Annotated in this window: 15 protein-coding genes; 8 read left to right on the top strand and 7 right to left on the bottom strand. The window is 61.5% G+C overall.

Going from position 1 to position 19692, the window contains the following annotated elements; translation table 11 throughout:
- Positions 1-9: 9 nt before the first annotated feature.
- Positions 10-798, bottom strand: coding sequence for a CPBP family intramembrane glutamic endopeptidase (locus tag M2394_RS14700; protein ID WP_178925570.1), 789 nt, complete (start codon positions 796-798; stop codon positions 10-12).
- Between M2394_RS14700 and M2394_RS14695 the strand changes: the two genes are divergently transcribed.
- Positions 799-1119, top strand: coding sequence for a hypothetical protein (locus M2394_RS14695; protein WP_259172960.1), 321 nt, complete (start codon positions 799-801; stop codon positions 1117-1119). It begins immediately after the preceding gene.
- Between the two features lie 96 nt (positions 1120-1215).
- A complete protein-coding gene (locus tag M2394_RS14690) occupies positions 1216-2076 on the top strand; it encodes a DMT family transporter (RefSeq protein WP_259172958.1) in 861 nt (286 codons plus the stop codon).
- A 91-nt stretch (positions 2077-2167) separates the two neighbouring features.
- Here the strand turns inward: M2394_RS14690 and M2394_RS14685 are convergent, their stop codons facing one another.
- Positions 2168-3055, bottom strand: coding sequence for a DMT family transporter (locus tag M2394_RS14685; RefSeq protein ID WP_178925567.1), 888 nt, complete (start codon positions 3053-3055; stop codon positions 2168-2170).
- A gap of 52 nt (positions 3056-3107) precedes the next feature.
- Entirely contained in the window at positions 3108-4670 is a 1563-nt protein-coding gene (locus M2394_RS14680; RefSeq protein WP_372339951.1) for a methyl-accepting chemotaxis protein, read from the bottom strand.
- A 463-nt stretch (positions 4671-5133) separates the two neighbouring features.
- Here M2394_RS14680 and aceK point away from each other — a divergent pair, with 463 nt between their 5' ends.
- The 5 genes from aceK (at position 5134) to M2394_RS14655 (ending at position 13362) form a co-directional block, all read left to right on the top strand.
- Positions 5134-6843 (top strand): bifunctional isocitrate dehydrogenase kinase/phosphatase, encoded by a 1710-nt coding sequence (gene aceK, locus M2394_RS14675; protein ID WP_259172957.1) that lies wholly within the window; start codon positions 5134-5136, stop codon positions 6841-6843.
- A 155-nt stretch (positions 6844-6998) separates the two neighbouring features.
- The gene (hrpA, locus tag M2394_RS14670; RefSeq protein ID WP_259172956.1) at positions 6999-10910 is read left to right on the top strand and encodes an ATP-dependent RNA helicase HrpA; all 3912 of its coding nucleotides are present in this window, start codon (positions 6999-7001) and stop codon (positions 10908-10910) included.
- A 358-nt stretch (positions 10911-11268) separates the two neighbouring features.
- Positions 11269-12390 carry a beta-ketoacyl-ACP synthase III gene (locus M2394_RS14665; RefSeq protein WP_178925563.1) on the top strand — a complete coding sequence of 374 codons (1122 nt, stop codon included), beginning with the start codon at positions 11269-11271 and terminating at the stop codon, positions 12388-12390.
- Positions 12391-12520: 130 nt separating this feature from the next.
- Positions 12521-13135, top strand: coding sequence for an RNA polymerase sigma factor (locus tag M2394_RS14660; RefSeq protein ID WP_176996277.1), 615 nt, complete (start codon positions 12521-12523; stop codon positions 13133-13135).
- Positions 13129-13362, top strand: coding sequence for an anti-sigma factor (locus M2394_RS14655; RefSeq protein WP_178925562.1), 234 nt, complete (start codon positions 13129-13131; stop codon positions 13360-13362). Before M2394_RS14660 ends, M2394_RS14655 begins: the two co-directional genes overlap by 7 nt.
- Before the next feature lie 122 nt (positions 13363-13484).
- On the opposite strand, the gene M2394_RS14650 is transcribed toward M2394_RS14655, so the two are convergent.
- On the bottom strand, positions 13485-14807 hold the full coding sequence (locus tag M2394_RS14650; protein ID WP_178925561.1) for a putative porin: 1323 nt from the start codon (positions 14805-14807) through the stop codon (positions 13485-13487).
- Between the two features lie 282 nt (positions 14808-15089).
- Here M2394_RS14650 and M2394_RS14645 point away from each other — a divergent pair, with 282 nt between their 5' ends.
- Complete coding sequence (locus M2394_RS14645; RefSeq protein ID WP_259172955.1) at positions 15090-16214, top strand: GNAT family N-acetyltransferase; 1125 nt, start codon at positions 15090-15092, stop codon at positions 16212-16214.
- Positions 16215-16305: 91 nt separating this feature from the next.
- Here the strand turns inward: M2394_RS14645 and aqpZ are convergent, their stop codons facing one another.
- From aqpZ to M2394_RS14630, 3 genes are all read right to left on the bottom strand, one after another.
- Complete coding sequence (aqpZ, locus tag M2394_RS14640; RefSeq protein WP_259172954.1) at positions 16306-17007, bottom strand: aquaporin Z; 702 nt, start codon at positions 17005-17007, stop codon at positions 16306-16308.
- A 205-nt stretch (positions 17008-17212) separates the two neighbouring features.
- Positions 17213-19045, bottom strand: coding sequence for an ABC transporter ATP-binding protein (locus M2394_RS14635; protein WP_259172953.1), 1833 nt, complete (start codon positions 19043-19045; stop codon positions 17213-17215).
- An 83-nt stretch (positions 19046-19128) separates the two neighbouring features.
- Positions 19129-19692 carry a peptidylprolyl isomerase gene (locus M2394_RS14630; RefSeq protein ID WP_178925282.1) on the bottom strand — a complete coding sequence of 188 codons (564 nt, stop codon included), beginning with the start codon at positions 19690-19692 and terminating at the stop codon, positions 19129-19131.

Below are 19692 nucleotides of genomic sequence, written 5' to 3'. Positions count from 1 at the left end.
CTCGGGGCATCAACTCAGCATCGGGTACGTGAACAACCCGAAGTGAAGCAGATTCAAACCGAAGTGTGTGGCGATCGCCGCCCCCAATCCGCCAAACCGATAAGCCAGGCCATAGCCGACTCCGGCGATACTCGCCAGCAGTACCCAATGCCAGCCCGCGCCCAGGTGCACCAGGCCGAACAGCAATGAGGCGAGCAAGAGTGCGAGGTTCTCCCCGTAGGGCAGGTGCTTGAAGCGTTGGCTCAAGCCCCCTTGGACGTAGCCGCGAAACAGCGCTTCTTCTACCAAGGTCACCAGCAACAGGTTGTTCAGTACCCATAGCCAGGCCTGTTCCGGCCATTTCGGCGCCCAGCTGACAATCCCCAGCAATGCCGCCCCACCCAGCGCCGCAACCGCCGTCAGGGCCAACGCCAGTGCTGCCACGCAAATGGACAGGCGCAACGTGCGCCGTGCCACGATCCACGGGCAGGCCAGCAGCAGCCAGAATCCGATCAGCGGCTTGTCCTGGTTCAGGTACATCGAGAACGGTACGGCGTCCGGGGTAAATCGTTGCGGGTCGATGCCGCGCCCGTTATAGAAACCCGGCAGCCAGTGCATCGCCAGGCCCAAGGCCAGGACGATGAACAGGCCATGGCCAAGGTAGCGCGCCCACGGCGTGCGTTGCTGGCGCACCGCGTAGCCGGCGATCAGCAACAGGCCGACCGAGACGGCCGCGAGCAGGCCCAATTGCCCGTAGATCAAGGCCACTGAGTAGCCAATGGAGAGAAGCACCAGGTACAGCCAGGGCAGAGCGATCATGTGAAATCCTTGGAAAAACCCGGCGGCATTATAGCGACCGGTGTTTTGCCGCCGCATGAAAACTCCTCCACGCAAAAAGACCCGGAGGAGTTATTGCAAAATATGTTTGCGGCTGGTTATAGTCGCGGCGTCTTCATCCCTTCAAAAGATCAGCACATGCCAGCTTCCCAGCGCATAGCGGTAGTCGATTCAGCGGTCAACGCTGTGGTCGTGCCGTGCGGGGAAAAGCAGCCTGCGCAGATCAGTCATTACCCGCCTCCTGTCAGCAGCACGTCGGTGTACGCAGTCGTATCACCGCCGGGTGTTGGCATTTCGGGCTGATCAGCTTCGCTGCTCCCGTCTGCCCGCCTGAAAAAAACCTAATGCATTTCAGCGTCTGCTGAATCGGCTTTTTTTGCCTGATGACAGGTGGTAACCATGTCTGTTCTTTCGAAACAATCCGTGGCCGCGGCGGCCTCGACGAGCCTGTTTGTCCTGCTGTGGAGCAGCGGGGCGATTTTCTCCAAGTGGGGGTTGGCCCATGCGTCACCCTTTGCGTTCCTGCTGATGCGCTTTGCCATCGCCCTCGCGGGCCTGGTGATCCTGGTGCCGGCTCTCAAGTTGAAGTGGCCGCGCCCCGGTAAACCCCTGCTGTATGCGGCGGCGACCGGGCTGGTGCTGCTGGGGGCTTATCAGATTTTTTACCTGCTGGCCCTCGACCTCAAAGTCACGCCTGGGGTGATGGCAACCATCATGGGCGTGCAACCGATCCTCACCGTGGTGCTGATGGAGCGCCAACGTTCCTGGCGCCGGATGTTCGGCCTGGGGCTGGGCCTGGCGGGGTTGATCATGGTGGTCTACCAAGGCATCGGCATGTCGGGGATGTCCTTGGCGGGGATGCTGTTCGGGCTGCTGGCATTGGCCAGCATGACCTTTGGTTCGATCATGCAAAAGCGCATCACCGATAACCCCTTGGGCACACTGCCGGTGCAATACCTGGCTGGATTGCTGTTGTGCGCGGTATTCGTGCCGTTCCAACCCTTCCACTTTGAGCAAAGCACGGGCTTTTTCGTGCCGGTGCTGTGGATGGGGTTGGTGGTGTCTTTGCTGGCAACGCTGTTGCTGTACCGCCTGATCGCCCGGGGCAACCTGGTGAATGTCACCAGCCTGTTCTACCTGGTGCCGGCCGTGACGGCGGTGATGGACTACCTGATCTTCGGCAACAAGCTGGCGATGTTGAGCCTGCTGGGGATGGGGTTGATCATCATCGGCCTGGTGTTCGTCTTCCGTAAAAACTGACACCACCCTCCACTGTAGGAGCCCGGCGTGCCGGCGATGGCGTCATTTAGATCGCTATCGCCGCGGTGCGACGATTCGACAAGCCGGGCTCCTACAAGATTTTTTTGGGGCGTAGCACCAGCCAAAGCGCCCCCGCAATTAACACCCCGCCATACAGATGCGCCATCGACAACGGCTCATCCAGCAACAACGCCCCCCACAACACGCCAAACGGCGGAATCATGAAGGTCACTGTCATCGACTTCACCGGCCCGATGGACGACAGCAGTCGGAAGTAAAGAATGTAGGCAAACGCCGTGCACACCAGCCCAAGCCCCAGCAACGACAACCACACCTGCCACCCACCCCAGCTGGCGGGCGGCTGTTGGATGGCGCTGTAGGCAAAGAACGGCAGCAGGAACAACGTCGCGCCGAGCATGCTGCCCAACGCTGACAGGCGACTGTCCAGGCCTCCGCGCTGATCCAGCCAGCGCCGCGCCAGGAACCCGGCAAAACCGTAGCACGTGGTCGCCAGCAGGCAGGCCAGCGCGCCCATCAACAATTGCAGGTCAAACGCCACCGGTCCGGCGCGGGTCAGCACGCCTACGCCAAACAGGCCCAGGGTCACCCCGGCGATCTTTGACGGGGTGAGGCGCTCGCTGAAGAACAGCCCGCCGATCAACACACCCATCAACGGCGTGGTGGCGTTGAAGATCGCCGAGTAACCCGCTGGCAGCACCTGGGCTGCCACCGAGTACATGGTCGCGGGAATTCCGGAGTTGATCACCCCCAGCAGCAACACTGTCTTGAACTTGCCCTGGAAATCCCAGTTCACCCGCATCGCCGCCAGGATCACCAGCAAACCGGCGGCGGCAATCGACACGCGAAAAAACGCCGTCGGCACGGTGCCGATCTCGGGCGCAATGATGCGCATGAACAGGAAGCTGGCGCCCCAGATAGCAGCCAGCCCCAGCAGGTACAGGGTGTCGACAGGTCTCACGAAATACTCCTACATCCATCAGGCGGCGAGTGTTGCACGACGCCTTGACGGATTACAGGACAAACCGTGTGACCAGCCCATTCAGGTCGACCGCCAGGCGCGACAGTTCCTGGCTGGCGGCCGAGGTCTGCGTGGCGCCGGCAGCCGTTTGGGTGGACAGATCGCGGATGTTCACCAGGCTGCGGTCCACTTCGCGGGCGACCAGCGCCTGCTGCTCGGCGGCACTGGCGATCACCAGGTTGCGCTGGCTGATCTGCGAGATGGCGGCGGTGATTTTTTCCAGGGCGCTGCCGGCGCTGTTGGCCCGCTGCAGAGTCTGGCCGGCGTGTTCGGCGCTGCTGTTGAGCGCCTCGACGGTGCCTTGGGTGCCTTGCTGGATACCGGTGATCATCTGCTCGATTTCTTCGGTGGAGTCCTGGGTGCGTTGTGCCAGGGAACGCACCTCATCGGCGACCACCGCAAAACCGCGCCCGGCTTCACCGGCGCGGGCGGCTTCAATCGCTGCGTTCAATGCCAGCAGGTTGGTTTGCCCGGCGATGCCACGGATCACTTCCAGCACCTTGCTGATGTCCTGGGCCTGCACGGCCAGGCCTTCGGCCTTGGTTGAAGCACCGAGCACTTCGTCCACCAGGTTCTGGATCGAACTGATGGTTTCGCTGATTTGGTAGTGGCCGTGCTTGCTGTCTTCATCGGAGGCCTTGGACGCCTCGGCGCTGGACACCGCATTGCCTGCCACCTCGTCCACCGCCGCACTCATCTCGTTCACGGCCGTGGCGGCTTGTTCGATTTCATCGTTCTGCGCCTGCAGGCCGCGGGTGCTCTGTTCCATCACCGAACTCATCTCTTCGGCGGCAGAGGCCAGCTGCTGCGCCGACTCGCTGATGCCACGGATGGTGGTTTGCAGTTGCACCTGCATGGTGGAGAGTGCGGTCAGCAATTGCGCCGGTTCGTCCTGCCCGTGCACTACGATCGGCTGGCTCAAGTCGCCCCCGGCGATGGTGCGGGCCACGGCCAAGGCTTGGCCGATGGGCGCAGTGATGCTGCGGGTCAGCAGCCAGGCCAGTAAAAGGGTGGCAATCAGGGCGCACACAATGATCAAACCGACTACCCACTGGGCGTTGGTGTACATCTGCGCGGCCAGGCCAGCGGCGTCTTCCACGCCTTTCTGGTTGAAGGTGATCATGTCCTCCAGGCTTTTATTGAGGACCGTGCCCTGGGGCGCCAGGCGGCTGGTGAGCAAGTCGATGGCGTCCTGCTGCTGGTCCTTGTCGACCAGGGCGACCATCTGCCCGACGATGGTCAAATAGGTGTTCACGTTGGCCTTGAGTTGCGTAAGCATCTCGCGTTCTTCATCGCCGCTGAGCAGGTCTTGATGGTGATCGAGCAGGGTTTGCAGTTCGCTGCGCTGGCGAGTGATCAGGCTTTTGCTGTTATCGCGTACCCGGGACTCGTCGGTGGTCGCCAGGCGCAAGGCCTCCAGGCGGATGCTGGCGATACAGGCGGCGGCGTCGTGGATGCTCTCGATGCTCGGCATCCACGAATCCTCGATGACCAGCGCACTTTCGCGCAGCTTGGCCATCTGCCCCAAACCAAACAGGCCGACAATCACCAGCATGCTGGCCAAAACCCCAAAACTCAGACTGGCACGCAATCCGATCCTCATGTTCCTCAATGACATCTCAATGCTCCTTGGGCGATTAGAACCTGTTCCCGGATCGGTCTTCAGACCTTGTTAGGGTGGGAGAGGGCGCGCTATATATCAAAGTGCCACTAAGGTGGTAATCAGGGTTTCCCTTACGCTGTATCAAGATGGTTACAAACGGTTAACCTCAGTGACATGGCAGGTTTTATTGCGCAAAAGCGCCAAGCCACGTCATTCCAGGCGTACAGGCGAAGGCGGGTAGCGATTCGTGCGACTTTTTGGTGCGTTTTCTGACCGAGTGGTCGAATTGTGAAAATTGAAAATAAATGTACGAAGTGCGCAAACCTGTACAACCTGCCGCGAAAAATCCTCCTTCTCCTGCTTCTATTCACTGGCTAAGCTCAAGGCTTCCAGATGCCCGCCAGAGGTTTCCCGCATGTCGCAATCTGCTCCCGCCATCGCCCGGATGATCCTCGATGGCTTCGACGACTACCGTGAGCATTTTCGCCAGATCACCGACGGTGCCCGCGAGCGGTTCGAGAAGGCTCAGTGGCAGCAAGGGCAGGCGGCGTCGGCGGCGCGGATCAACCTGTATGAAGAAAAGGTCGGTGAAGTCACGGCGCGCCTGCGAGCCAGCTTCGATGACGCGGTGCTGTTGGAGGTGGATGCCTGGCCCCTGGTCAAAAGCGCCTACATCGGCCTGATCGACTTGCGCTTTGACGATGAATTGTCCGAGACCTGGTACAACTCGATCTTCTGCGGCCTGTTCAGCCACGACCTGATCAGCGACGGCTGCATGTTCATCCACACCACCCGGCCCAGCCTGCGCCGGGCGCGGGCGGCGCAAACCCGCACCTACACGCCAAATGGCAAGATTGCCCAGATGCTGGCGCAGGTGTTTGCCGACTACCGCTTCAGCGAACCCTACGCCGACCTGCCGGCTGACTTGCGCCGCCTCGAAGCCCAGCTGCGGGAAAATCTGCCGGACTGGGTGTGCAAGGACCCGGATCTCAACGTCGAGCTGTTCTCTTCGGTGCTCTACCGCAACAAAGGCGCCTACCTGGTGGGCCGCCTCTATACCCGCGACGAACAGTGGCCGCTGGCGATCCCGTTGCTGCACCGCGAAGGGCACGGTATCCAGATCGATGCCCTGATCACCGACGAAGCCGACGTGTCGATTATCTTCTCGTTCACCCGTTCCTACTTCATGGTCGACGTGCCGGTGCCGGCGGAATTCATCGGCTTTCTCAAGCGCATCCTGCCGGGCAAGCACATCGCCGAGCTGTACACCTCCATCGGCTTCTACAAACACGGCAAGTCGGAGTTCTACCGCGCGCTGATCAACCACCTGGCCACCACCGATGATCGCTTCATCATGGCCCCGGGCGTGCGTGGCATGGTCATGAGCGTGTTTACCCTGCCGGGCTTCAACACGGTGTTCAAGATCATCAAGGACCGTTTTTCGCCGTCGAAAAACGTCAACCGTGCCACGGTGATCGAGAAGTATCGGCTGGTTAAAAGTGTCGACCGGGTCGGGCGCATGGCTGATACCCAGGAGTTCGCCGATTTCCGTTTTCCCCTGAGCAAGTTCGAACCCGACTGCCTGGCCGAGTTGCTGGAAGTCGCGGCCGGCACCGTCGAAGTAGAAGGCGATACGGTGCTGATCCGCCACTGCTGGACCGAACGGCGCATGACCCCACTCAACCTCTACCTCGACAACGCCAACCCCGCCCAGGTGCGCGAAGCCCTGGAAGATTACGGCCTGGCCATCAAGCAATTGGCGGCGGCGAATATCTTCCCTGGCGACATGCTGCTGAAAAACTTCGGCGTCACCCGCCACGGTCGCGTGGTGTTCTACGACTACGACGAAATCTGCTTTCTCACCGAGGCCAACTTCCGCCATATCCCCGCGCCGCGCACCCCTGAGGACGAAATGGCCTCCGAGCCCTGGTATTCCATCGGCCCGCTGGATGTGTTCCCCGAAGAATTCCCGCCGTTCCTGTTTGCCGACGCCAGCCAGCGCCAGCTGTTCGATGAGCTGCACGGCGAGTTGTACAACGCCGACTACTGGAAGGGGCTGCAGGAGGCGATCCGCGCCGGCAAGGTCATTGATGTGTTTCCTTACCGGCGCAAAGACCCTCTGTAATACCTACCCTTCTGTGGGCACAGGCTGGTGTGGGAGCGGGCCCGCTCCCACATTTGAGTCGGTTTATCCTTGATGCCGCTCAGCCGCCTGCCAGACGAGGCGCTTTTCTGCCACACTTGGCGGCCGTGCCTATACAGATGACCGCCAAGTAGCTGATGACTGACCAAGCGCCCACTATCGACCAACTGCTCAAAACCCTCGATCACGCCATGCTCGCCGACCGCCACCGCTTGCGGCGGCAATTGCTTGAGCTGCGCAAGAAGCCCGACGAGGACAAGTTGGCGCAATGGGTCGCGCGCATGCAGGCCTCCTGCGCTCAGGTCACGGCGCGGCGTGCCAGCCTGCCGGTGATCCGTTACGACGACAGCCTGCCGATTGCCGCCAAGCGTGATGAAATCAAAGAGGCCCTGAACAAGCATCAGGTGCTGATCATTGCCGGTGAAACCGGCTCGGGCAAAACCACCCAGTTGCCGAAGATCTGCCTGGAAATCGGCCGTGGCCAGTTCGGCCTGATCGGCCACACCCAGCCGCGCCGGATCGCGGCGCGCAGCGTGGCCAGCCGGGTCGCCGAAGAGCTGGGCACACCGCTGGGCGCGCTGGTCGGCTACCAGGTGCGCTTCGAAGACCAGAGCGATTCCAACACCCTGATCAAGCTGATGACCGACGGCATCCTGTTGGCGGAAACCCAGAACGACCGTTACCTGGAACGCTACGACACGATCATCGTCGACGAAGCCCATGAACGCAGCCTGAACATCGACTTCCTGCTGGGCTACCTGAAGACCCTGTTGCCGCGTCGCCCGGACCTCAAAGTCATCATCACCTCGGCGACCATCGACCTGGAGCGCTTCTCCAAGCATTTTGACGACGCACCGATTGTCGAAGTGTCGGGCCGTACCTTCCCGGTCGACACCTGGTATCGCCCGCTGACCCTGGAACAGGACGAGGAGGGCAACCGCGTCGAGGACGACCTCACCGTCGACCAGGCGATCCTCGCCACCCTCGATGAAATCGCCGCCTATGAGCGCAGTGAGCGGCGCAGCCCGGGTGACGTGCTGGTGTTTTTGCCGGGCGAGCGCGAAATCCGCGACGCCGCCGACATGCTGCGCAAGGCCCAACTCAAGCACACCGAAATTTTGCCGCTGTACGCGCGCCTGTCGCCGGCCGAACAGCAGCGCATCTTCCAATCCCACCCGGGCCGCCGCGTGGTGCTGGCCACCAACGTTGCGGAAACATCGCTGACGGTGCCGGGCATTCGGTATGTGATCGACAGCGGCACCGCGCGCATCAGCCGCTACAGCTACCGCGCCAAGGTGCAGCGCCTGCCGATCGAGGCGATTTCCCAGGCCAGTGCCAACCAACGTAAAGGCCGTTGCGGCCGGGTTGAGCCGGGCATTTGCGTGCGCCTGTACAGCGAAGAAGATTTTATCGGGCGCCCGGAATTTACCGACCCCGAGATCCTGCGCACCAACCTCGCCGCCGTGATCCTGCAGATGCTGCACCTGCGCCTGGGCGAGATCACCGACTTCCCGTTTATCGAGCCACCGGATGGCAAGGCCATCAGCGACGGTTTCAACCTGCTGCAAGAACTCTCGGCGGTGGACCGCAACAGCCAGCTCACGCCACTGGGCCGCCAACTGGCGCGCCTGCCGGTGGACCCGCGCATGGGCCGCATGCTGCTCGAAGCGGCCAAGCTCGGCAGCTTGCAGGAAGTGTTGATCGTGGCCAGTGCCATGTCGATCCAGGACCCGCGCGAGCGCCCACCGGAGCGTCAACAGGCCGCCGACCAGGCCCACGCGCAGTGGAAGGACGCCGACTCGGACTTCGCCGGCCTGGTCAATTTGTGGCGTGGTTTTGAAGAGCAACGCCAGGAATTGACCGCCAGCCCGCTGCGTAATTGGTGCCGCAAGAATTTCCTCAATTACCTGCGCCTGCGCGAGTGGCGTGACTCCCATCGTCAGTTGAGCCTGATCTGCCGTGATATGCAGCTCTCGATCAACAAGGACCCGGCCGACTACCCGAAACTGCACAAGGCCGTGCTCTCCGGCCTGCTCAGCCAGATCGGCCAGAAAACCGAAGACGGTGACTACCTGGGCGCGCGTCAGCGGCGCTTCTGGATTCACCCGTCGTCGGGCATCGGCAAGAAGCGCCCACAATGGCTGATGACCGCCGAACTGGTGGAAACCACCAAGCTCTATGCGCGCATGGTGGCCAAGATCGATGCCGACTGGATCGAACCGTTGGCCGGGCACCTGATCAAGAAGAACCACTTCGAGCCCCACTGGGAGAAGAAGCGCGGCCAGGTCGTGGCGTTTGAACAGATCACCTTGTTCGGGCTGATTGTGGTCGGGCGCCGGCCGGTGCATTACGGGCCGGTCGACCCGGTGGTGTCCCGCGAGTTGTTTATCCGTGAAGGCCTGGTGCGGGGTGAAATTCAGTCCCGCGCCAAGTGCCTGACGGCCAACCAGCAACTGCTGGAGCAACTGGACGAGCTGGAAGCCAAGGCGCGTCGCCGCGATATCCTGGCCGACGAAGAAACCCTCTACGCCTTCTACGACGCGCGGCTGCCGGCCGAGATCCATCAGACCGCCACGTTCGACAGCTGGTACAAGGTCAACAGCCAGAAGAACCCGCAGTTGTTGATCATGCGCGAAGAAGACGTGCTGGCCCGCGAGGCCAGTGAAGTCACCGCCCTGCATTACCCGGACACCCTGCACCTGGGTGACCTGGAGCTGGCGTTGAGTTACCACTTTGAGCCCAACCACCCCCGCGATGGCGTGACCTTGCGCGTGCCGGCGCCGCTCTTGCCAGCCTTGCCGCCAGAACGCCTGGAATGGCTGGTACCGGGCGTGATCGAAGCCAAGTGCATCGCCCTGGTGCGCAACCTGCCCAAGGCGCTGCGCAAGAATTTCGTGCCGGTGCCGGACTTCGTCAAGGCCGCGCTGCAACGCATCGAATTCGGCCAGGGCTCGCTGCCCCTGGCACTGGGTCGCGAGTTATTGCGCATGACTGGCGCTCGGGTCAGCGACGAAGCCTGGGCGGAAGCGGCGCAACAGGTGGAAAACCATCTGAAGATGAACTTGGAAGTGGTCGACGGCCAGGGCAAGTTCCTCGGCGAAGGCCGCGACCTGGCCGAGCTGACCGCGCGGTTTGCCGAGGCCAGCCAGGCTGCGTTGGCCGTGCCGCAAACCGCCAAGAGCCAGCAGCCGGTGGAGGCCAAGGTGTTCGCGGCAGTGGCCGAGAAGACCCAGCAAAAGATCGCCGGCCTGTCGATGACGGTGTACCCGGCATTGGTGGAAGAAAACGGTACGGTCAAGGAAGGGCGTTTCTCCACGGCTGCCGAGGCCGAATTCCAGCACCGCCGTGCGTTGCAGCGTTTGCTGATGCAGCAACTGGCCGAACCGGCCAAGTTCCTACGCGGCAAGCTGCCGGGCCTGACCGAGCTGGGCCTGATGTACCGCGAACTGGGGCGCATTGATGCGCTGGTGGAAGACATTCTGCTGGCCAGCCTCGACACCTGCGTGCTCGAAGGCGAAGCCAGCCTGCCACGTGATGGCGCCGGTTTGGCGGCCTTGGCCGAGCGCAAGCGCGGCAGTTGGACCGAACACGCCGAGCGCCTGGCGCGCCTGACCCTGGACGTGCTGAAACTCTGGCACGGCCTGCAGAAGCGCTTCAAGGGCAAGATCGACCTGGCCCAGGCCGTGGCCTTGAACGATATCAAGCAGCAGTTGAGCCACCTGGTCTATCCCGGTTTTGTGCGGGAAACCCCGGCGCAATGGTTCAAGGAGTTGCCGCGTTTTCTCAAGGCCATCGAACTGCGCCTGGAGAAGCTGCCGAGCCAGGTGCAAAAGGACCGGGTGTGGAGCGGCGAGCTGGCCGGCCTATGGACCCAGTACGAAAACCGCCTGAAAAAGCATGCCCAGGAAGGCAAGCGCGACCCCCAGCTGGAGCTGTACCGCTGGTGGCTGGAGGAATACCGGGTGTCGCTGTTTGCCCAGCAGTTGGGCACCAAAGTGCCGATTTCCGACAAGCGCCTGAGCAAGCAATGGAGCCTGGTCGAAGCCTGATACACAACACAAATTCCCTGTGGGAACGGGTTTGTGTGGGAGCGGGCTTGCTCGCGAATACGGTGAGTCAGTCAACAGATGTACTGACTGACACTCAGCTTTCGCGAGCAAGCCCGCTCCCACAATTGAATGCATGCCAAGGCAAACCGGTGTTTGTCCGCAGATAGCGCCAAATATTGAGGTTTGTGGCAAACTTCGCGCCTATAAATGCCGGGATCGTCGTGACAGGCTGGTGCGCAGCCACGGCGCGATGGAATAAAGCGTTGCCAGTTTGATGCCCGCTGGACGGCATCGAACGACTTAAAGTTTGGTACGACGGTACCAATATCTTCTGCCTGACAGATTTAGAGGAACGACCGTGCATAACGTCGTCATCAGCGGCACCGGCCTGTACACCCCGGCCAACAGCATTTCCAACGAAGAGCTGGTGCAGTCTTTCAATGCTTACGTGCAACAGTTCAACAGCGACAACGCCGCCGCCATCGAGCGCGGTGATGTGCAGGCGCTGACCGAATCCAGCGCGGCGTTCATTGAAAAAGCATCGGGTATCAAGAGCCGCTTCGTGATGGACAAGGACGGCATTCTCGACCCGCAGCGCATGGCCCCGCGCCTGCCCGAGCGCAGCAACGACGAGTGGTCGGTGCTCTGCCAGATGGCCGTCGGCGCTGCCGAACAGGCCCTGCAACGTGCCGGCAAGACCGCGGCCGACATCGACGGCGTGATCGTCGCCTGCTCCAACCTGCAGCGTGCCTACCCGGCCATCGCCATTGAAGTCCAGGAAGCCCTGGGCATCGAAGGCTTCGGCTTCGACATGAACGTGGCGTGCTCGTCGGCCACCTTCGGCATCCAGAACGCCGCCAACAGCATCCAGCTGGGCCAGGCCCGTGCGATCCTGATGGTCAACCCGGAAGTCTGCACCGGCCACCTGAACTTCCGCGACCGCGACAGCCACTTTATCTTTGGCGACGCGGCCACCGCCGTGGTCCTGGAGCGTGCCGACCTGGCGACCTCCGAGCACCAGTTCGACGTGGTGAGCACCAAGCTGCTGACCAAGTTCTCCAATAACATCCGCAACAACTTTGGCTTCCTCAACCGCACCGCGGAAGAGGGCATCGGCGCGCCCGACAAGCTGTTCGTGCAGGAAGGCCGCAAAGTCTTCCGCGACGTCTGCCCGATGGTGGCCGAACTGATCGGCGTGCACCTGGAAGAAAACCAGCTGAACGTGGCCGACGTTAAACGCTTCTGGCTGCACCAGGCCAACCTGAGCATGAACCACCTGATTGTGAAGAAACTGCTGGGCCGCGAAGCCACAGTGGAAGAAGCGCCGGTGATTCTCGATACTTACGCCAATACCAGCTCGGCCGGTTCGGTGATTGCCTTCCACACCTACCAGGACGACCTGCCCAAGGGCTCCGTCGCGGTACTGAGCTCCTTCGGTGCGGGTTATTCGATTGGCAGCGTGATCCTGCGCAAACGCTGATCCATCAGCCGGTCACGGTCCAATGCGGGAGTTGGCTGGCCTGCGATGACGAGGGTGAATTCACCGCCGCTATCGCAGGCCAGCCAGCTCCCACAGGTATCGGATTTCCACAGCAGGATTGAGGTAAACGATGGCAGCAGCGGACGACACGCACCTGCTTGAACGGCTGCTCAAGGGTGAGCAACGCGCCTACAAGGAGCTGGTCACCACCTACCAAAGCGCCATGCGTGCAGTGGCCTACGCCATCGTCGGCCAGCGCCATGCCGATGAAGTGGTGCAGGACGCTTGGCTGTCGGTGGTGCGCAACCTGGCCAAGTTCGAAGGGCGCTCCAGCCTCAAGACCTGGCTGCTGACCATCACCGCCAACTCTGCCAAGGGCCGCTACAAACAGAATCGCCGCGAAGTGCTGCTCGACGACTTGCCGTCACCCCACGGCACCATCGGCGATGACCGCTTCGTGCCGGACGACGGTCATTGGGCGGTCGCCCCGTATGCCTGGCACCAGGACACGCCCGAGGCCCTGTTGACCGAGGATGAACTGCGCAAATGCCTGGAACATACGATCCTGAGTTTGTCCGAATTGCAAAGCAGCGTGTTGGTGTTGCGTGAACGCCAGGGGCTGGAATTGGAAGAGATCTGTAATCTTCTGACGCTCTCGCTCTCCAATGTCCGTGTGCTGTTGCATCGAGCACGGCTTAAAGTCTTCGCCACGGTGGAGCATTTTGAGGAAACGGGCGAATGTTGACCTGTAAAGAACAAGTGGCGCGGTCCAGTGATTATCTCGACGGGCAATTGACCTTTCGCGAGCGTCTGCTGGTGCGTCATCACTTGATGTTCTGCCCCAACTGCCGGCGTTTTATCCGCCAGATGCGCCTGATGCAGGCGACGCTGAAGATCATGCCGGAGGAACCGGTCAAGGATGTGGATGCGCTGGCTGAACGCCTGGCGGCCGAGCGGCTGAAGGATCAGTAAAGGCGGGGGGTAAAGGCAGACTCGCGTGACGGAGTCGAACGGATGATGGGGACCGACCCATTCACGCGAGGCTGTGAAAGGCGCCTCGGGCCGTCCTGGCCCAAGGCGTGTTACGTGCTGAATCAGAACTTGGCTTCAGCATCCAACTGCAGGGTGTTGGTGTTGGCGTCGCGCTGAGTACGGCTGGAGAAGTCAGCCTTGGTCAGGAAGTACGTGGCGCCCAAGGCGAAGTTCTTGTCGATGTCGTAGCTGACCTTGAACTTGTGGCCACGGGAACCGGTGGTGCCGTTGGCGAAGTCAGAATCGGTGAAGGCACCCACGACCGCGTTACGCTGAATGTCGCGGTAGTTGTAGTCCAAGTTGAAACCGAACACCTTGGACTTGGCACCCAGCAACCAGGCAGTGTCCTGGTCGGTCACAGCGTCGTTGTTCTTCACGTACTGGCCGTAGAACGCCAGCGGCACTGCCAGGCCACCGATGTCAGCTTGGGCAAACCCTTCGTACAGACGGAATTCGTTGTCCGCCGAGTTGCCGTTGACGGCCAATGCACACGGCGTCGTGGTGGTGGTGCAGCGGCTGTCCTTGTCGTTCTGGTAGGCGTAGACGCTGCCGCCCAGGGTCAGTTTCAGGTTGTCGGTGACCGAGAAGCGGGTCCCCAACTGGCCGGATGTCAGGCGCAGGTCGTGACGGAATTGCACGCCGTCGCCGTCGACGTTGTCCTTGAGGTTGTAGTTACCGATGCTGCCGAACAGCTCGGCGCTGCTACCCAGAGGGTATTTGTAGGTCAGTGCCAGACCTTCAGGGTTGATGTCGCTATCCCAGATCACGTCGCCCATGTTGACCCACGGTTGCAGCATCTTGCCGCCAATCACGTGCAGGTTCTTAATCTGGTCAGGGTGGTAGTCGATGTAGCCGAGGTCCAGCCAGATCGACTTCTTGTCGAAGTAGTTGTCCTGGTCCTGGTTGGTGGAGCGAGCGTCGTCGCTGCTGCCGGTGGCGATACGGATGCCGGTATCAACTTGGGAGTTGATTTCGGTGTACGCGCCCAGGCGGGCACGGATGCGCTGACGGTCCTTGTCGCGGCCGCCGTTGTTGGATTCGCCCTGGATCTTCACGGTTTCCTGACGGAAACGCACGTCACCCTTGAACTGAGTCTTGGCAGCCCAAGCGAGCTTCTGGTCGAAGCTGCTCAGCTCGTTGGTTTTTTTCGCGGTGGCCGCGATCTGCTCGTTGGTCTCTTGTTGAGCTTGCTGTGCGATCTGCTTTTCTTTCTGGTCTTTGGCCAATTCCGCTTGCAGCTCGGTGTACTGCGAAGCGGTGATCTGGCCGTTGGCCTTGAGCATGTCGAGCAATTTAGCGTCGACTGCGGCGTTGGCCGGAATGCTCAGGGCCAGTAGCAGGCCGCCGCACAGGAGCGCCGCAGTTTTAGTGGAAGCAAGACGCATATCAATCTCCGAAAGTGAGGAGGGATGGCAAACCATCCAGGACACAACCGACCGATTTCGGACGGACAAGTAGCCGCTCGGTATAACCGGGCGCTCTAAAAACAGGCGTCAGTATCACGATCGTTTATGACGGAGCAGTGGCTAAGTGATGTCATGTAGATGACAAATTATTTAATAAGGAACTAACTGGCATGGGTTTTGTCGCGCCATTTGAAGGTGTGCGAACCCCGGCGATAAGCGATACTCGCCAGGCTTTCACGCCCCGACGTAGTGAGGATGCCGATGCCGTTGCAACGCCTGGACAGCCTGTCCGAAATCGCCCCGCAGGCCTGGGATGCCCTGGTGCCGCAGGCCCAGCCGTTTGTGCGGCATGCGTTCCTGAGCGCGCTGGAAGACAGTGCCAGCCTGGGCCCGCAATCGGGCTGGCAGCCGGAGCATTTGCTGCATCGGGAGGGCGAGCGCCTGGTGGCGGCGTTGCCCAGTTACCGCAAGTGGCATTCCTACGGCGAGTACGTGTTCGACCATGGCTGGGCGGACGCCTGTGAGCGCGCCGGTATCGACTACTACCCCAAGCTGCTCACGGCGGTGCCGTTCAGCCCGGTCAGCGGGCCGCGCCTGCTGGCGGCGAATGCCCAGGACGGTTTCGAGTTGCTCAAGGCGTTGCCGGGTTATCTGGAAATCGAAGGGCTCTCCAGCGCTCACATCAACTTCACCGATCCATTGGCTGACGAAGCGCTGGCACAACAGCCGGGCTGGTTGCAGCGCCTGGGTTGTCAGTTTCACTGGCAAAATCGTGGCTATCGCGACTTCCAGGATTTTCTTGATGCGTTGAGTTCACGCAAGCGCAAACAGATGCGCAAAGAGCGCGAGCAAGTGGCGGGGCAGGGCATCGCGTTTGAATGGCTGAAAGGCCATGAACTGAGCGAGGCGCAATGGGACTTTGTCTACGCCTGCTACGCCAATACCTACGCGGTACGTCGCCAGTCTCCCTACCTGACCCGCGCGTTTTTCAGCCTGCTGGCTGAGCGCATGCCCGAAGCGATCCGTGTGGTGCTGGCCAAACAAGGCTCGCGCCCGGTGGCGATGGCGTTCAGCCTGATTGGTGGCGACAGCTTCTACGGCCGCTATTGGGGTTGCCTGGCTGAGTTTGACCGTCTGCATTTCGAAACCTGTTTCTACCAGGGCATGGACTACGCCATCGCCGAAGGCTTGCAGCGCTTCGACGCCGGTGCCCAGGGCGAGCACAAGTTGATTCGCGGCTTCGAGCCGGTGATCACCCGATCGTGGCACTACCTGCGCCATCCCGGGTTGAAGAATGCCGTGGAGGATTTTCTCGAGCGTGAACGCGTGGGCATTCATGCCTATGCCGAAGAGGCGCGGGCAGCGCTGCCCTACCGACAGGCATAAGGTGAATGTAGTGAGCGGGCTTGCCCCGCGCCGCGGTGTGTCAGTTACATCACGGCGCGGGGCAAGCCCGCTCACTACAGCGCCCGTATGCTCAGGCCGGCTCCTCCTTGCCGAGCCATCGATAGGTCACGCCGCCAATCACCGCACCCAGGATCGGCGCGAGCCAGAACATCCACAACTGCTGGATCGCCCACCCGCCGACGATCAGCGCCGGGCCCGTACTGCGGGCCGGGTTGACCGAGGTGTTGGTCACGGGAATGGAGATCAAGTGGATTAACGTGAGGGCCAGGCCGATGGCGATGGGCGCAAGGCCCGGTGGGGCACGACGGTCGGTGGCGCCGAGGATGATCAGCACGAACATCGCCGTCATCACCAGCTCACAGACAAACCCCGCTGCCAGGGAATAACCTCCCGGCGAATGCTCGCCATAGCCGTTGGACGCCAGGCCGCTGGCCAGTTCGAAGCCTGGTTTGCCGCTGGCGATGAAGTACAGCAGCGCAGCAGCGACGGTGCCGCCGATGACCTGCGCGACGATGTACGCCGGTAATTCCCGGGCAGGAAACCGCCCGCCCACGACCAGCCCCACCGACACCGCCGGGTTGAGGTGACAACCGCTGATATGGCCGATGGCAAACGCCATGGTCAGCACCGTGAGCCCGAACGCCAGGGCCACACCCAGCAACCCGATCCCGACTGCGGGAAATGCTGCGGCCAACACCGCACTCCCGCAACCGCCCAACACCAGCCAAAACGTACCTAACCCCTCCGTCACTGAACGTTTGAACAAAGACATGAAGCCCGTCCTTGATAGATCGCTCTACCGAATCAGTAAATCAGTGATGCTCCCTGCAGATTTACTTCAGCACCCCTCTGGGCACTGCTGTGAGTACAGCATGGTTACGCCACAATTCCAGGCCATAAAAAAGCGCCAGGCCCTTTAAAACCGGGACCTGGCGCTATTTAAACTGTAGGAGCCGGCAAGCCGGCTCCTACAGGGGTCAGTCGATGCCGACGAACCCCCCGGTCTGGTGATGCCACAATCGCGCATACAGCCCGCCATGGGCCAGCAGATGGGCATGGCTGCCGCTCTCGGCGATCTGGCCTTTCTCCAGCACCACCAGGCGGTCCATGCGCGCAATGGTCGACAACCGGTGCGCAATCGCTATCACCGTCTTGCCTTGCATCAGGGTTTCCAGGCTCTCCTGGATCGCCGCTTCCACTTCCGAGTCCAGGGCCGAGGTGGCTTCGTCCATGATCAGGATCGGCGCGTCCTTGAGCAGCACGCGGGCGATGGCAATGCGCTGGCGTTGCCCACCGGAGAGTTTCACCCCGCGTTCGCCCACGTGGGCGTCCAGCCCGGTGCGGCCTTCGGAGTCGGACAATAATGGGATGAACTCATCGGCCCGCGCCTTGTGCACGGCGGCCCAGAGTTCTTCGTCGGTGGCGTCGGGCTTGCCGTACAGCAGGTTGTCGCGAATCGAACGGTGCAGCAGCGAGGTGTCCTGGGTGATCATGCCGATCTGCTCGCGCAACGACTCCTGGGCGACTTCGGCAATGTTCTGGCCGTCGATCAGGATACGTCCGCCTTGCAGGTCGTAAAGGCGCAGCAGCAGGTTGACCAGGGTTGATTTACCGGCGCCCGACGGGCCGATCAAGCCGATCTTCTCGCCGGCCCTGATTTCAAGGTTCAGGCCGCCAATGATCCCGCTCTTCTTGCCATAGTGGAAATCCACCTGCTCAAAACGTACTTCGCCGTGGGGCACGCTCAGGCGCGGCGCGTTCTCGCGGTCGATCACCGCCAGTGGCTGGGCGATGGTCTTCAGCCCGTCCTGCACCTGGCCGATGTTTTCGAAAATGCCGTTGACCACCCACATGATCCAGCCGGACATGTTGACGATACGGATCACCAAACCGGTGGCTAGGGCGATGGCGCCCACGGAGATCAGCGACTGGGTCCACAGCCACAAGGCCAGGCCGGTGGTGGTCACGATCAGCAGGCCGTTCATGCTGGTGATCACGATGTCCATGCTGGTCACCACGCGGCTGGCCAGCTGGGTTTTCTCGGTCTGCTCGACGATCGCTTCCTTGGCGTACTCCTGCTCATAGCTCGTATGGGCGAATAGCTTCAGGGTGGTGATGTTGGTGTAGCCGTCGACGATGCGGCCCATCAGCTTGGAGCGCGCCTCGGAGGAAATCACCGAGCGTTCCTTCACGCGAGGCACGAAGTAACGCAGCGCCAGGCTGTAGCAGATGATCCAGGTCACCAGCGGGATCATCAGGCGCCAGTCGGCTTCGGCAAACAGCACCAGGGAACTGATGGCGTAGATCGCCACGTGCCAGATCGCGTCCACGGCGGCCACGGCGGAGTCGCGCAGGGAGTTGCCGGTTTGCATGATGCGCTGGGCGATACGCCCGGCGAAGTCATTCTGGAAGAAGTTAAGGCTCTGTTTGAGCACATAGCTGTGGTTTTGCCAGCGAATCAGGCTGGTCATGCCCGGGCTGATGGTCTGGTGCACCAGCAGGTCGTGCAGGGCGCCGAAGATCGGGCGCAACAACAGGGCGACCACGGCCATCCAGATCAGCTCGCTGCTGTGGATCTGGAAGAAGTCCGCAGGCGGCGTGCCCTGGGCCAGGTCGATGATGCGGCTCAGGTAGCTGAACAGCGCCACTTCGATCAGCGCGCCGATCAGGCCCACCACCAGCAGGGCGGCGAAGTGCGGCCATACTTGGCGCAGGTAGTAGAGGTAGAAGGGCAGGACTTTATCGGGAGGGGCCGCGCTGGGAGCGTCGCGGAAGATATCGATCAGTTGTTCAAAACGACGATAGAGCATTAGGGTTGACGCCCGCCTGGCGGGCTCTCCTGTTCAAATGCGCGCGGTGCCTTGTGGGCACCACGCGAAGCTACCTGCAGACCTCAGTCGATGCGCTTGGCCGACTTGATCACGACAGGATCGATTGGCACGTTCTGCATGCCCTGCTTGGTGGTGGTCTGGGAGTTGACGATGATGTCGACCACGTCCATGCCTTTGACGACCTTGGCGAACACGGCATAGCCGGCGTCGCGGCCCGGGTCGAGGAAGGCGTTGTCGGCCACGTTGATGAAGAACTGGCTGGTGGCCGAGTTCGGGTCATTGGTGCGGGCCATGGACAGGGTGCCACGTACGTTATGCAGGCCGTTGCTGGCTTCGTTCTTGATCGGCGCTTCGGTCGGCTTCTGTGACATCTGAGCGGTGAAACCACCGCCCTGGACCATGAAGCCCGGGATCACGCGGTGGAAAATCGTGTTGGTGTAAAAGCCCTTGTCGACATAGGCCAGGAAGTTCTTGGTGCTGATCGGCGCCTTGACCGGGTCCAGTTCGATTTCGATGTCACCGTTGGTGGTGGTGATCAGCACGTGGGGCGCCTTGGCAGGCTCGGCGGCCATCAGGTTGGCAGCGAACAGAACGGAACCGGCGAAGAAGGCGATTTTTTTCAACAT

The organism is Pseudomonas sp. BIGb0164 (assembly GCF_024810135.1).
Classification (GTDB): domain Bacteria; phylum Pseudomonadota; class Gammaproteobacteria; order Pseudomonadales; family Pseudomonadaceae; genus Aquipseudomonas.
This window is presented reverse-complemented; position numbering and strand designations above follow the sequence as displayed.